Here is a 14,910-nt window from a genome sequence, read left to right as displayed (position 1 = left end):
AAGGGCCTCAACTTCAAGAGCAGCCATATGTGGCCCTGGGGAGATCCCCACCGCCCACGTCAGACAGCGCCCCATCACTCATGAGCTCCTCATCTCTTTTGAAGCCCGCGCGGTGGGATATCTACGAAGAGCATCTCGGCGAAGCGGCCTTCCGGTGGAGCCAGTGGGAGAAGGCGCTCGACTCGCCTGACTACTCACTCGCGGAGCTGGCCGAGCTCGAAGAGTCGGGTGCGGCCCATCTCGATGCCCTGGTGTTGGGCGGCGAGCCCGTGGCCCATCGGCTGCTCATCCCCGCGCTCGCCGATGAGCCCGAGCACATCCTCGCCGGGGCACTCGCCCTGCTTCGCGCGGAGTCACCTCCCGGCCCTTCCGCCGTGCTCACGGCGCTCGCCGCCGCGGAACCCGATGCACTGGCTCCCTTCCAGCGGGCGCTCGAGCTGGCACCCACCCCCTGCATCCCACCGGAGTTCGCTTCGCTGCTGAAGAAGGCGGATGCGGCGCCTGAGCTGTGGGCCTCGGTGGTCGACGTGCTTGGCACCCATGGTCGGGCCACGGCGGCGCTGTGCGCTCCGCTCCTGTCGCACCCCGAGCCCCACGTGGTCGCCGCCGCCCTGCGCACCCTGAGCCGCGCACGCCTCCACGTGGAACCCTCCGTGCTCCAGCGGGCGCTCGGCTCGGACGCACCCGTCCTCCGGGATGTCGCGCAGACCGTGGGACTGATGAACGGACACCTGGGCGCCTGGGCTGCCTGCCAGTCGGCGGTGGACTCACCCGCGCCAGGCAATCGACACCCCCTGCTCCTGCTCGGACTGAGCGGTGATGAGCGGGCCGTGACGCGGCTGGTGGGCTTGCTGTCTCACGAGAAGCTTCGGCCCGATGTGCTGTGGGCGCTCGGCTTCTCTGGGCGCATCCAGGCTGCGGACGCGTGCGTGGAACTGATGCGCCACAAGCCCGTGGCAGCACTCGCCGCAGAGGCTTTCAGTGCCATCACCGGGCTCACCATCGAAGGTGGCTTCGCCGCCGCGAAGGAGGACGCAGCGGACGAAGCCCTGACGCCATTGGAGGAAGACCTCGAACGAGACCTCTCCCCCAAGCCCGAGGACGACCTGCCCCAGCCCATGGCCGAACAGGTCGCGGCATGGTGGAAGGAGACACGGCCTCGCATGGACCCGAAGCAGCGCCATCTCTCCGGCCAGCCCTTCACTCCGCAGGGGCTCGTCGAGGCGTTGCTCAACGCCCCCCTCCGCAGGCGTCATGCGCTGGCATTGGAGCTGGCACTGCGCAGCCGAGGGCTGCATCAGGTCCCGACACGCGCTCCCGTGGAGCAACAAGTGCTCGCGTGGAAGAGTGTCCGCGCGGCCCCTGCGTCCAGCTTCAATAGGCCCTTCGCGGAAGGACTTCGGGGCTGAGACTGCTCCGCGAGGGTTGCTTCACGGACCCGACGCCGCTCCGTCTTCCACGTCGCCGTGGATGAGCCAGTGACGCGCGGGAGCGTCTTCCCAGAAGCGGCGCAGAATCTTGTCCGTGTGGCTGTTCTCGGCGACCCGGTTGAGCTGGAGCGCGACAATCTCGCTCTCCACCAGCTCCGCGACTCGCACCACGCCAGAGCGCAGTCCGTACTCCTGCACCCGGCGAATCATGTTCGTCGCCTCCGGTGACGCGGGACGGAACGTTCTCAGGTCCGCCTTGATTTTGATGTCGCGCCCCGCAAGCGAGTCTGTCGCCGCCTCCAGCTCCGACACGAACACTTCCATCTCCTGGACCCGGATGTAGCCCTCCAGGACGAACTCCACGATGGAATGCTCGACATCCACCCCGATTCGGAACACCGGGCGCTCCTTCGCCACACGGACACACGGAGGCACTTCTCTCCGACGTCCTACAGCGTAGGGGTCACCTCGACGGGTGCCCAGACACCCGGGAGTGCGGGGTGAACGTCCAGTTCAAGATTCGACGTTCAACCGCGCCAGCAACAACACCAGCGCACGTCGCGCCACCGCGTGCCGCACTTCACTCCGATTCCCCTCGAAGACGTGGCGCTCCACCGTGGCCGTCCCGCCTCGACGCAGCACCGCGATGAAGGCCAGTCCCACGGGCTTCAGCGGCGTGCCTCCGCTCGGCCCCGCGATGCCTGTCTCCGCCACCGCCCAGTCCGCGCGCGAGTGCGCAAGCGCCCCATGCGCCATGGCCTCCACCGCCTCCGCGCTCACCGAGCCGTGCTCTTGGAGCAGCGCCAGCGACACACCCAACTGCTCCACCTTGGACTCATGCGAGTACGGCACGAAGCCGCGCTCCACCACCGCGGATGCGCCCGGTACGTCCGTCAGTTGCGCGCAAATCAGGCCCCCGGTGCACGCCTCCGCCAACACCAGCCGGCCCCCCGCGCGTCGACAGCGCTCCAGCACCTGACCGGCCAGGTCCTCACGTCCCTCGTCCGTCACCTGTGCTCCTCCGACTCCATGACCTCGACCTCACGTGGCCCCGACGTTCATGCCGCGCGCGTCACATCTTCGCGAAGCCTCGGTTCCCACGCTCAACGCACCCCATCCTCGCACGACCCGGACGCCCAGGCCTCGCCGGACCACGGCCTCACGAAGCACTCGCACCACGCGCCGCGCCCTCACGCACGTGCCCCCTCCGGCCTCACCCCCATCACCGCCACCAGCACTTCGTTCTTCCAGCTCAAGCCCACCAGCCCTGGCTCCCGCCGCAACTCCAGCACCGGATGCACGCCTTCGGGCTCCACCTGCTCCAGCAACTCCAGCGGCACGAAGCCCGCGCGCTTCAGCCTCGCCATCCACGTCTCCGCCAGCTCGTGTCGCTCGCAGCGCGCCGACTCATCCACCGTCCCCACCACGTCCTCCACCTCCCTCCCGAAGAAGCGCTTGATGGCGGCTCGCTCCTCGCGAGGAACCTCCAGCGTGTCCAGCAGGTGGAAGACCTGCGTGAAGTGCTTCCACGCGTTCAGGAAGCGCTCCAGCGGCGGCGCGCGGAAGTGGTCCGTATTCGGCTCGCACAACACCACCCCCGACGGCTCCAACGCTCGCAGCCGCCGCAGCACCGCGTCTCGCACCGCTCCCACGCTCCCGGGCTCCTCCGCCACATGGTGCAGCGCGAAGGCCGCGTTCACCACCCTCGGCCCCGGCAACCCTCGCAACACCGACCAGGTCGACTCGGACAGGCTCTCCACCGGCGCCTCCACCCCCACGAAGCGCACCGACGCTCCCACCTCACGCGCCACCTTCGCCGTCGACTCCTCCGCCTGCGCGAGGCTCGCTCCGCTCGGGTCCACGCCCACCAGCGTCAACCTGCGCGGCAGCGCCCCCTGCTCCGACAGCGCCTTCAACAACCGCCCCTCCTGCCGCCCCTGGCCGATTCCCACGTCCACCAACGTCGCCTCGTCCCGCTTCCCCAACAACTCCACCAACACCGCGTTCGCCAACGCATCGGCGGCGGAGGCCAGCGGCATGTGCGTCATCAACAGCCGGAACAAATCAATCTGCCGCGCCCCCTCTTCGGGATGCGGATACAGATAGGGATTGCGCGCCCCCACCCCCACGCCCTCCAGGCGATGCGACACCGCCGTGGCGAAGAGCAGGTAGCCCAGGTCCTCCGGCACCGAGTCCACATCCAGCAACGTCTCCAGCGACGCCAACTCGTGCGCCGCCTCGATGGGCTGGCCCGACAGGGTGTGCTCCACCGCTCGGAAGAGCAGCTCATCCTTCACCGTGCGCATCGCCCCACGACTCCTTCCCCCAGAGACCCCTGCTCGACTCAACGGTAGTGGTGCCCTCCAGGGACCTCCACCCGGTCAGCCCGCCTGCACGCGCTCTTCGTGAAGCGCCATACACGCGAGCAGACGAACGGACAGGCCAACGTCCTGGCGCTTACGCCTCGCTTGTACCTTTCGCACAGACAGCCGCAGGTCCCGTTTCCGGGACCCCGGGCCATTCGTGCAATCCCATGTCGAGAACAGTGGACGCCCGTGCCCGGGGAGGTGAGGCTGCGCGGCGTGAGAGCACACCGGCCGGGGTGACAGTTCTCTGCCCATCCGGTGTTGAAGGGTTCCCATGCGTCTTGAGCGCAGCTCTCTCCTGCCACTGCTCGTCCTGGCGGCAGTGCCCTTCCTCGTACGAGCGCAGGGCCTCCCCGCCCCCTCCGCCGAGTCCCGCACCGTCGAAGTCGAACTCCAGTCCACCGACGGCGGCACCTCCGTGTCCGCCGAGGACGCCACACGACTGGGCCTCACCACCGATGGCGGTGAAGCCACGCTCGTGCCACCGACCCTCGTCGCTGACGCACCCGCCGCATGGCCCGTGGGCCTGGAGGGCACTCCCGGTGAAGTGACCCTGGAGCTGCTCGTGGACGAACAGGGCGCGGTGGCCGAGGTGAAGGTCGTCGACGCACCGCACGAGCCCCGCCTCACCGAGGCCGCGCTCCAGGCCGCACCGGGTCTGCGCTTCACTCCCGCCACCCTCGCCGGAGTGCCCGTGGCGGTGCGCCTGCCCTTCGTCTACCGCTTCGTGCCTCCAGCCGCGCCCGTCCCCGTCTCCACCGCGCGACTCACCGGCGAGGTGCGCGCGCGAGGCACGCGCCGTCCCCTCGCCGATGCGCTCCTCTTCGTGGACGGGAGCACGGAGCCCGCGGGCACCGTGGACGCACAAGGGCGCTTCACCCTGGAGCTGCGCCCCGGCACCCACCGCGTGGAAGCGCGCGCCCCCGGACACACGCCGAGCACCTTCGAGGAGACGCTCTCCGAGGGCCAGTCGCTCCAGGTCATCTACCGCTTGCAGCCCGGGCGCGTGAATCCCTACGAGACGGTGGTGCGGGACGACCGCCCCCGCACGGAGGTGACGCGCATCACCCTGCACGAGCAGGAGCTCCGCGAGGTGCCCGGCACGCTGGGAGACCCGTTCCGTGTCGTCATGTTGATGCCCGGCGTGGGCAGCCTCGCCTCGGGCATCAGCTACCCCGTGGTGCGTGGCAGCCAGCCCGCCGCCACCGGCTTCTTCCTCGACGGCGTGCGCATCCCCATGCTGTACCACCTGATGCTCGGGCCCGCGGTGATTCACCCGGACTTCATCGACACCGTCGACTTCTTCCCGGGCTCGCCGCCAGTGCAGTACGGACGGCTGCTGGGCGGCGCGGTGGAGGGACGGCTGAGCCGACCGCGCGAGGACCGGCTGCACGTCACCGCCTACGCGGACCTGCTCAACAGCGGCGGCTTCATCGAGTACCCCTTCGAGAGCACCGGCACCTCCGTCAGCGTCGCCGGCCGCGTCAGCTACTCGGCGTTGTTGATCTCCCTGGGGTCCAAGCTCCTCAGTGGGTCCGACGCGGAGAAGGTGCACGCGAACTTCTGGGACTACCAGGCGCGCATCGAGCAGAAGGTCGGCGAGGGCCGCGTGCGCCTGTTCGCGCTGGGCAGCTCGGACGACGTGGGCTCCAGCCCTTCGACCTATTACATCGGCTCCACCGGCGGCAGCATCGTGTCCCGCTTCCACCGGGTGGACCTGCGCGGAACCCATCCGCTCGCGGGGGGTGATGCGGAAGTGGGCCTCACCGTGGGCTCGGACGCGCTGGGCCTCGACGGAGAGGAGTCGGAGCGCCTGCCGAGCGGCGCCATCTCCTTCCGCAAGGTGGGCGAGTACGCCCTGCGCCAGACGACGTTCGCGATGCGGGCCGGCTGGAAGCGCCGCCTGGACTCCACGCTGGAGCTCGCCGTGGGCGGCGACGTGGAGCACCGGCGCGCCGCCACCGACATCACCGGCACCGGCATCCCCCCGGGCACCAACCCCGACGACCCGGTGGACCCCATCAAGAGCCCCTCCTCGCTGGCGACCTTCTCCGGCGTCTACGCGGCGGTGACGTGGGTTCCCGCCGAAAAGTGGGTGCTCCAGCCGGGCGTGCGCGTGGACAACTACCACCTGTCCCCCGGCATCAATCACGCCGTGGTGGAGCCTCGGCTCACCGTGCGCCACCAGCTCACGGACGCGCTCGTGCTCAAGGGCGGCGCGGGCGTCTTCCACCAATCGCCCACCGTGCTGGTGCACCTGCCCGCCGTGGACACCTCCAGCCTCCGCTACGGACTCCAGGAGGGCCTCCAGTTCGACGTGGGCGCCGAGTGGAAGGCGATGGACGGCCTGGAGCTGAGCGGCGACGCCTTCTACAACCCGCTCACCCGCGCGGTGGAATTGGACCTGCAGCAGGTGGTGGAGAACCGACGACGCCGGGGACTCGCGACACCGGACCCCTCCACGAGCGGCTACGCGTATGGCTTCGAGCTGATGGCCCGGCACCCGCTGGGCCGCGACTGGTTCGGCTGGGTCTCCTACAGCTTCCTCCAGAGCAAGCGCCGCGTGCTCATCGACCGCTACGGCGACGATGACCACGTGGTGAGTACTCAGAAGGGCACGCTGCCCTTCGCCTTCGAGCAAGCCCATGTCATCAACGCCGCGCTCAGCTACAAGTTCGGCAACAACTGGACGGTGGGCACGGTGGTGCACTTCAACACCGGCCGCCCCGAGTCCGGCGAAATCACCACCCTCACCCAACGCATCGTGACGACGCCGGAGGGGGAAGCGCACTGGGTGCGACAGGACCGGGACAAGTCCGAGCGACTGGACGCGTTCTTCCGCGTGGACCTGCGCGTCGCCAAATCATGGGCCATGGAGGACTTCACGCTCGACGCCTACCTGGACGTCCTCAACGTGTCGGCCCGGCAGGAGGTGATTGCCTATGACTATGGCTTCGACCGCCAGGGAACTCCCCAGCGCAAACCCCAGAGCCTGCCCATCATCCTCCCGCTCCTCGGCGTGAAGGGGACCTACTGACATGCGCCACCTGCTCCGCTCCCTGCCCCTGCTCGCGCTCGTCGCCGCGGGCTGCGACCGCAAGCCCGAAGACCCCATCTTCGTCTATGGCCGGCTGCAACACCTGGACGGCTCTCCGAACTCCGACACGACGGTGACCGTGGAGCGCAAGGTCCACACGCGCTCCGGCTTCGTCGACCCCACGGTTGGCGAGTTCGAGCGCTACGGAGAGAGCCGCAGTGAGCGCTCGGGGGCCTTCACGCTGGAGGTCCTCTACGGCGACTCCATCGACGAGCGCCTCTCCGACTTCACCCAGTATCGCTTTCGCGTGGCGGCGCCGCTGGAGGAAGGCCACGGCGTCTTCAGCTCGTTCGTCTTCTACGACGACGCGGAGCTGCCACCGCTGCGGCCCTGGGCCCCCCAGCTCGCGCTGGCCCTGGGCGCGGAGGGCCCCGAGTTCTCCTTCGCCTCGGCGCCTCCACCGCCCGCGCTGCCGGCCTCCGCGGAGCTTCCGGAAATCTACTTCCAGGACAACGGCGACCCGACGCCCGTGGAGCCCCTCACCCCGTACCCCGTGCTGCAGCTCCATGGTCCCGGAGGCCGCGTGTGGGAAGTGCACGACCCCACGTCGCCCTGGCATGCCAATCCCTATCTTCTGGAGGACTTCCCGGGCGTGGAGGCGCAGGTCCGCGCCGTGACACTGGGCTCGTGGCTCTTCTATCCCCTGGCCGCCAACAGCAGCAGCGTGTCGTTCCGGGTGGAATGGCGTGGCCCTTGGCTGCCCGTTCCCAGCGGAAGCCTGCGCCCCATCAGCCGCGGCGCCTCGTGCGTCCCGACTCCCACGGGAGCGCCGTGCCCGTACACGGATGGCTCACTGCTGACCGTGCGGACGGACCTGACTCGCGAAACGTCGGGCGTGAACAACGTGACGCTCCAGTGGGAGACCGCCGTGCGGCCCCGGCGCGCCGTCATTCGCGACCTGCAGATGGTGACGGGGTTCGACCCCATCATTCAGGTGCGCGTGGAGGGCAGCGCGGATGGCGCCACCTGGTCGACGCTCGCCGAGGTGCCCTACGTGAACCACGACCCCTCGAGCCCGTTCGACCCGGTGTTCTCCACCACCATCGAATCGACGGGGGAGGACAGCCCCTATGGGGATGGTCCGCTGGACATGGAGCGCAAGGCGCGCTTCCTCGACGTGCCGCTCACGGGTGACGCGCCGGTTCGTCAGGTGCGGCTGCAGGTGAGGGCGGGGAACGCGGGAGGACCCGTCCTCATCTACGCGCTCTCCGAGTTGTCCATTTTCGAGTAGCGCCAGCGCCCCCAATCACCCTGGAGAGCAGGTTGCTGCGCGGGGGACACGTGCCGACGTTTCCGCGAGGAAAGCCACACTGCCTTGAAGGAGCAGGCCCTTGCGTACGATTCCCTCGAAGAAGATGTCCCTGTTGTCGGAAACCGAAGCCAGGCTCGTGTTGTCGAGCGCCCCGCGCAACCTCACGGAGCTGTCGACCCGGGAGCTGCGCGGTCGCGTCCTGCGCGCGCGGCGATTGATGACCAAGTACGAGAGCCTGGCGCGCCGTCAGCGGCGTGAGGCCCTGGGCCGGCGGCAGCCGACCCGTGCCCGTCGCGCCGAGGGCAACGCCAACACCCTGCGCAAGGCGACGTACTTCCGTCAGGCCCTGATGCGCTTCGAGAAGCGCCTGGCCATGATGGAGCGCCGCGAGGCGGTGGCGGCCAAGCGGGCTCGCACCGTGCGAAAGGTGAGCAGCACGCGGAGGACTCGCGCCTCGGCGCCGGCCCGTCGGGCGACGAGGACCGTGGGTGGGCGCAAGCCCGTGCGCCGCGCGCGCACCGCCGGACGCACCGCCACCACGTCCGTGCGAGCGACGCGGGCCCAGCGCCGCAAGGGCGGTGCGCGCAAGCAGCAGCGCTTCGGCGCCGTCCGTCGCAACGCGCACACCACCTCTCGCAACCGTCGCACCCAGGCCCGGAGCGACCAGCGGCGCTGAAGCACGGCGGACCACGGGGCGGGCGGTCATCCACGCCCGCGCTTGAGGCGAACTCCAGCGACATCCCGTTGCCCCGACACCGGATGGAATGTCTCCATCTGGAGGTCTGGGGCGCGTCATGTCTCGTTGGAGTGTCCACAAGCGCCGGGCGTTGTCCCGCCCTGCTCCCAGCCCCTTGAGCCGAGCCCCTTGCCTCAGGCCCGGCGACGCCGCGTCAGCGCGGTGAGTCCCGCGAGCGCCAGCATCAGCCACACCGCCATCGCGCCGGGGCCCGAGGCGCTGCACCCGCCGCCACTGACACGCGGCGCCTCCGAGTCCCCCGCATCCGGCACGAACGGGCCCGCATCCGGTTCGCCCGAGCCCGCGTCCGGCTCACCCGAACCCGCGTCCGGCGGTTTCGACAGCGTGCTCTCATCCAGGTACGCGCCACACGCCGGGTCCGCCGTGCCGTCCGCGCGGTGCGCCAGCGCGAGCGCGTACGCCCCCGCGCCAAAGCCCACCATGGGCGAGTTGAACTTGTACGTGCCGTTCAGCTCGTCATACGTCTCCGACACCGCCAGGTAGTTCTTCAGCGACTGGTCCGTCACCCACTTGAGCACCCGCTCCGCGCGCTCCGAGTCCCCCGCCATCCGCTTCACCATCGCGCCGCGCAGGCTCACGATGACCCACTCCGCGCTGTCGTACTCGCTGCCCCACGGGCTCATGTCCGCGCCACCCGTGTGGTCATAGCGGTCATCGTTGCGCGACCAGCCCGCGCCCGCCGGAGACGACAGCCTCAAGTCCAATCCGCGAATCGTCTCCCGGGCAATCTTCCCCGCCGGGTCGAACAGCTCGAACGCGAACGCGTCGAACACCGCCGTGTCCCAGTACCCCCGGCCCGACTTCAACTCCTCCAGGTTGGAGGCCAGCGCGAAGTTGCCGTCCGTCAGCTTCTCCGCCATCGCCCGGCGGATGGACTCGCCCGCGGCGCGGTAGCGCGTCGCACGCTCGGCGTCACCCACGCGCTCGGCCAGCACCGCCGCGTCACACAGGCCGCGCGCCGCCGTCAGGCTCGTGTACGCCCACGCGCGCTGCCGCCCGTTCCAGTGCGTCTCCCAGATGGACGAGTCCGGCCGGATGAGCCCCGTCTCCGGGTCGATGAGCGCCACCAGCGCGTCGCCCACCTTCGTCGACACCGTCTGCCAGTGCTGGTCCACCAGCGTGACGTCCCCCGTGGTGCGCTCGTAGTGCCGCAGCGCCCAGAGGAAGAGCCCGAAGCCGTCGAACTCGAGGTTGGGCCCCGCCTCGTTGAAGTCCGTCTCCTCCACACCGAAGCCGTGGTAGCGCGTGAGCGTGATGAGGTACGGCGGCATCGAGTACGGCTGCAGCTCGCGCCAGTTCTGGAACCGCCCGCTGTCCGCGTTCAGGTAGTACGTCAGCGCCTCGCGTGCGTCGCTCCGCATGCCCAGCGTGGCCATCGCCGCCGCCGCGTAGGCGCCGTCTCGAATCCACGCATACGTCCACTGGCCCGGCGGAAGGCTCGCCAGCACCGCGCCCTTGCCCGCGTGTTTCACCATGCCCGGCAGCGTCGCCGGCGCGCCGTTGGGCGCCTTGAAGCGAGTCAGGCGCGTCTCGCCATCCCGGCTCAGCGACTCGCGCATGAACGACTCACCCTCGCGGACCTGCGCCATGTGCAGCACCACCGCCGAGTGGCGCACCAGTGATTCCTCGTTCTCCACCGTGCCCGTCGGCACCTTCACGGTGTCCGTCTGGAAGGCCGCCCAGCGCGCGACCTCCGCCTCCACCAGCGCCTTCGCATCCAACGCGCCCACGTAGTCCGTCAGCCACTGCCGCGCCGTGGCCGTCCCCTCCGGATTGCCGAAGTGAACGAAGGCCACGCCGGCCCACTTCTCCGCGCCCGCCGCGATGTCCCCCAGGTTGAACTGATACGCCGTGGCCCAGCCCGTCCCCGCCGACGGCTGCGCCGTGAACTCCTGCAGGTCCTGCTGCCCGCCCCCCTGCACCACGTTGAACCCGTTGCCCGCCCCCGTCGCCCCCGACAGCCACGCCGCCTTCCGAGTCACCGTGCCCAACGGCCGCCCCACCACCACGCCCGCGAAGCCCTTCTCCACGAAGTCGCTGCCGCTGACCTCCACCGTCTCGCCGTTCTCATCCAGGTCCGCCAGCACGCCGGGCCGACCGAAGCCGACATGGAAGTTGTGGAGCGAGAACACGCTCACACCCGTGGACGCCGTCGCGCCCGTGTTGCGCACCCGCACCGCCATCACGAACGATGCGTGCGGCACGGACTGGGGCGCGAAGACATACGTCGTCACCTCCAGCGTCCCCACCCGCTGCACCATCGTCGCCAGCCCCGTGCCGCCCGTCTTCCCCGGCGCCCACGTCGCGTAGCCGCTGGCGTCCAGGTCCGCGTCCTGCGTGCTCAACCAGCGCTGCGTCCCGCCCGAGCGCAGGCCGAAGAACGCGTCGAACAACACGTCACGCGAGTGCACCACCTGCGGCTGCCCGCGCACGAAGACGTCGTTGCCCAGCGCATCGATGACGGGCTCCTCCGTCGCGAAGCTGTGCTCGCGGAAGTGCGACACCTTCTTCTGCTCCAAATCCAACATCACCGCGCCATGCCCATTGGAGGACGGCAGCTTCAGGAAGGTGCGCCGGACGGCGACCTCCGCGTGCGCGTCCGACGCCAGGCCACACAGCAGGGAGGTCAGGAAGAGGGCCACGGCACGCGCGACACTCGAGGTCGCCCGGCCAGGGCCCAGACACAGGTGGGGGAAACGCTTCATCCGGCGGATTCTGGAGTGCTTCCCTCCCCGGGCCAACGGGGACCTCCCAACCCGGTGACGCCCAAGGGTGCCCGAGGACCCCTCGCCCCCTTCCGCGACCCGAGTCAGCCGCTCGTGTTACAGGTCCATATTTGTCAGAATAATCTGACTTAACAGACTTAGTGGAATTCTCCATCCAGAGCGAGCCGGGTGCTCGAAGCCAGGGGGTCCCATGTCCGTTGTCCGCAGGGTGCTGGTCGCGTTGTTGCCGTGCCTCGTGCTGCTGGCGAGCGCGTCCCGGGCGCAGTCGCCGGGCGCGTTCGTGAACTGGGAGCATCCGCATGTCCATCCGCTGGAGCTGACGCCGGATGGCACCCGTCTGCTCGCGGTGAACACGGCGGACAATCGGCTCCTGGTGTTCTCCGTGTCGAGCGGCACGCCCGTGCTCACCGCCTCCATCCCCGTGGGCCTGGACCCCGTGTCCGTGCGAGCCCGGAGCAACACCGAGGCGTGGGTGGTCAACCATGTCTCCGACAGCGTCAGCATCGTCGACCTCACCACGCTCAACGTGAAGGTCACGGTGCCCACGGATGACGAGCCCGCCGACGTCATCTTCGCGGGCTCGCCGCAGCGCGCGTTCATCTCCTGCTCGCAGGTCAACCGCGTGCTGGTGGTGGACCCGTCCACACCGCTCGCCGCGCCCACGCGCATCGCGCTGCAAGGCGAGGAGCCTCGCGCGCTGGCCGTCAACGCCGCGGGCACGCAGGTGTATGTGGCCTTCTTCGAGTCTGGCAATCGCAGCACGGTGCTCGGGGGTGGCAACGCGATGGGAGGCGGGGGCTTTCCGCCCAACGTGGTGAGCAGCAGCGTGGGGCCCTATGGGGGCGTCAATCCTCCGCCCAACTCGGGCAGCACGTTCAAGCCGCCGAGGAAGAGTGGCAACCCGGCGCCTCCTCCCGTGGCCCTCATCGTGAAGAAGGACGCCAGTGGCCGGTGGATGGATGACAACAGCCGTGACTGGTCGAGCGTCGTCTCGGGGAGCAACGCCGCCGCGTCGGGGCGCCGCGCGGGTTGGGATTTGCCGGACCGGGACGTGGCCATCATCAACGCATCCACGCTGGCTGTGACGTATGCCAGCGGGTTGATGAACCTGGACATGGCGCTGGCGGTCCACCCGGGAGGCCATGTCGTCGTGGTGGGCACGGACGCGGTGAACGAGGTCCGCTTCGAGCCCAACCTCCAGGGCCGCTTCCTGCGCGTCATGGCCGCGTCGTTCGACCCGGCGATTCCGTCCGTCGTCTCCCGTTTCGACCTCAATCCGCACCTGACGTACACCACGGGCACGGTGCCGCAGGCGACGCGGCAGTTGGCGCTCGGAGACCCTCGGGGGCTTGCGTGGAACGCGGAGGGGAGCCGCGTCTACATCACGGGCATGGGCTCCAACAACGTCGCGGTCATGGACGACGCGGGCGGCCGGATTACCCAGGTGGCGGTGGGTGAGGGGCCCACGGGCGTGGTGCTCTCCGGGACGCGGCTCTACGTGCTCAACAAGTTCGCGGCGAGCGTGTCCGTGGTGGATACGGTTTCGAATACCGAGGTGGCGCGGGTGCCGTTCTTCGACCCGTCCCCGGGTGCCATCAAGGTCGGCCGCAAGCATCTGTATGACACGCACCGGAGCTCGGGCCTGGGGCATGTGTCGTGCGCGTCGTGCCACATCGACGGACGGCTGGACCGGCTCGCGTGGGATTTGGGAGACCCGGCGGGGGACCTCAAGTCCGTGACGGGGCAGAACCTGGGCATGGGTATTCCCGGACTGACGGGGGGCTTCCAGCCGTGGCACTCGATGAAGGGGCCCATGACGACGCAGACGCTCCAGGACATCATCGGCAAGGAGCCGCTGCACTGGCGTGGAGACCGCGCGGGCATCGAGGAGTTCAACGGTGCGTTCCTCAGCCTCCAGGGTGATGACACGCAGCTCACCGTCATCGAGATGCAACAGTTCGAGGACTTCCTCGCCACGCTGACGTTCGCGCCGAATCCGTTCCGGAACCTCGACAACTCGCTGCCCACGAGCCTGCCGCTGCCGGGGCACGTCACGACGGGACGGTTTGGCACGGCGGGGTTGCCGCTGCCCAACGGGAACGCGGTGAACGGGCTGCAGATGTATCGGCCGCCGCGCTTGCTGGACTCGGGGGCGTTCGCCTGTTCGACGTGTCACACGCTGCCCACGGGTTTGGGCGCGGACGTGCGGTGGACTGGGAGCCAGTTCGTCACCGTCTCCGCGGGCCCGAGCGGCGAGCGTCACACGGGGCTGGTCTCCGTGGATGGGTTCACCAATGTGACGATGAAGATTTCCCAGTTGCGCAACCTCTACGAGAAGGTGGGCATGGACTTCACGCAGACGTCGAACCTGGCGGGCTTCGGGTTCTCGCATGACGGCAGCGTGGACACGATTGCGCGCTTCCTCACCGAGCCGGTGTTCACGCTCCAGAGCAACCAGGAGGTCGCGGACATGGTGGCGTTCATGCTGGCGTTCTCGGGCTCGGATTTGCCCAAGGGCTCGGCGACGACGGTGGGAGAGCCGCCGGGGCCGGACAGCAAGGACACTCATGCGGCGGTGGGGAGGCAGGTGACGCTGACCACGGCGAGCCCCACTCCGGCGCAGCTGAGTACGCTGTCCACGTTCCAGGCGCTGGCGGACAGCGGCAAGGTGGGCCTGGTGGTGAAGGGGAACCAGGGAGGCATCGCGCGTGGGGCCACATACATGGGCGGCGGGTTGTTCCAGACGGACCGCGCGGCGGAGACCGTCACTGCGTCACTGCTCCAGACGCTGGCGCTCGCGGGGAGTGAGCTGACGTACACGGTGGTGCCCAAGGGCTCGGAGGTGCGCATCGGCATCGACCGGGATTTGGACGGCGCGCTGGACCGCGATGAGCTGGACCGTGGCACCCGACCGGATGACGCGACGAGCCGGTAGGGCTGCGTGAGGTGTGACCGTGGACCTGGAGTGATGGGGTCCACGGTGCTGCCTCGGAGGGACCTGGGGGGCCTGGCTTTCCTTCGTGCGCGTGACGGTGCCAACATCGTTGGCGCAGTGCATTCGCGCAGGGGGGGACATGCAACGACCGGAAGAGGATGAGAGCGTCGAGGCGGCCGAGGACTCTGGGCCGCGCATGGTCCGCTTCCAGGACATGGATACGGGTGCGGTGACGGAGATGGGCCCCGTTTCCGAAGATTTCGCCACGCTGCTTGGACGCGCGGCCCAGCTCTCCGTGGCTACCGATGATCGCCCCTCTGCGCTGTCCCTCAGCGCTGCTCGAGCCC

The 14,910-nt window shown here is 69.3% G+C and carries 9 protein-coding genes; 5 read left to right on the top strand and 4 right to left on the bottom strand.

Translation table 11 applies throughout. The features are described 5' to 3' along the window. Positions 1 to 80: 80 nt before the first annotated feature. Entirely contained in the window at positions 81 to 1,409 is a 1,329-nt protein-coding gene (locus HUA76_RS09090; protein WP_174460612.1) for a TIGR02270 family protein, read from the top strand. A 21-nt stretch (positions 1,410 to 1,430) separates the two neighbouring features. On the opposite strand, the gene HUA76_RS09085 is transcribed toward HUA76_RS09090, so the two are convergent. The 3 genes from HUA76_RS09085 to HUA76_RS09075 form a co-directional block, all read right to left on the bottom strand. Then, a complete protein-coding gene (locus HUA76_RS09085; RefSeq protein WP_141648584.1) occupies positions 1,431 to 1,829 on the bottom strand; it encodes a hypothetical protein in 399 nt (132 codons plus the stop codon). Between the two features lie 114 nt (positions 1,830 to 1,943). Continuing rightward, the gene (locus tag HUA76_RS09080) at positions 1,944 to 2,441 is read right to left on the bottom strand and encodes a CinA family protein (protein WP_174460611.1); all 498 of its coding nucleotides are present in this window, start codon (positions 2,439 to 2,441) and stop codon (positions 1,944 to 1,946) included. 179 nt (positions 2,442 to 2,620) lie between these two features. Further along, the gene (locus tag HUA76_RS09075) at positions 2,621 to 3,736 is read right to left on the bottom strand and encodes a GRAS family protein (RefSeq protein WP_174460610.1); all 1,116 of its coding nucleotides are present in this window, start codon (positions 3,734 to 3,736) and stop codon (positions 2,621 to 2,623) included. 334 nt (positions 3,737 to 4,070) lie between these two features. Here HUA76_RS09075 and HUA76_RS09070 point away from each other — a divergent pair, with 334 nt between their 5' ends. From HUA76_RS09070 to HUA76_RS09060, 3 genes are all read left to right on the top strand, one after another. Then, complete coding sequence (locus HUA76_RS09070) at positions 4,071 to 6,833, top strand: TonB-dependent receptor domain-containing protein (RefSeq protein WP_174460609.1); 2,763 nt, start codon at positions 4,071 to 4,073, stop codon at positions 6,831 to 6,833. A gap of 1 nt (position 6,834) precedes the next feature. After that, the gene (locus HUA76_RS09065; protein ID WP_174453770.1) at positions 6,835 to 8,124 is read left to right on the top strand and encodes a hypothetical protein; all 1,290 of its coding nucleotides are present in this window, start codon (positions 6,835 to 6,837) and stop codon (positions 8,122 to 8,124) included. 100 nt (positions 8,125 to 8,224) lie between these two features. Further along, on the top strand, positions 8,225 to 8,821 hold the full coding sequence (locus HUA76_RS09060) for a hypothetical protein (protein ID WP_174453769.1): 597 nt from the start codon (positions 8,225 to 8,227) through the stop codon (positions 8,819 to 8,821). A 194-nt stretch (positions 8,822 to 9,015) separates the two neighbouring features. Here HUA76_RS09060 and HUA76_RS09055 read toward each other — a convergent pair whose 3' ends face one another. After that, positions 9,016 to 11,607, bottom strand: a complete 2,592-nt coding sequence (locus HUA76_RS09055; RefSeq protein ID WP_174460608.1) for a glycoside hydrolase family 15 protein — start codon at positions 11,605 to 11,607, stop codon at positions 9,016 to 9,018. Between the two features lie 211 nt (positions 11,608 to 11,818). Between HUA76_RS09055 and HUA76_RS09050 the strand changes: the two genes are divergently transcribed. After that, positions 11,819 to 14,563 carry a YncE family protein gene (locus tag HUA76_RS09050; RefSeq protein ID WP_174460607.1) on the top strand — a complete coding sequence of 915 codons (2,745 nt, stop codon included), beginning with the start codon at positions 11,819 to 11,821 and terminating at the stop codon, positions 14,561 to 14,563. The last annotated feature ends 347 nt before the right edge of the window (positions 14,564 to 14,910 follow it).

Source organism: Myxococcus sp. CA056, from assembly GCF_013336715.1.
GTDB lineage: Bacteria > Myxococcota > Myxococcia > Myxococcales > Myxococcaceae > Myxococcus > Myxococcus llanfairpwllgwyngyllgogerychwyrndrobwllllantysiliogogogochensis.
Note: the sequence above shows the minus strand (reverse complement) of the source record. Positions and strands in the feature narration are given on the sequence as shown.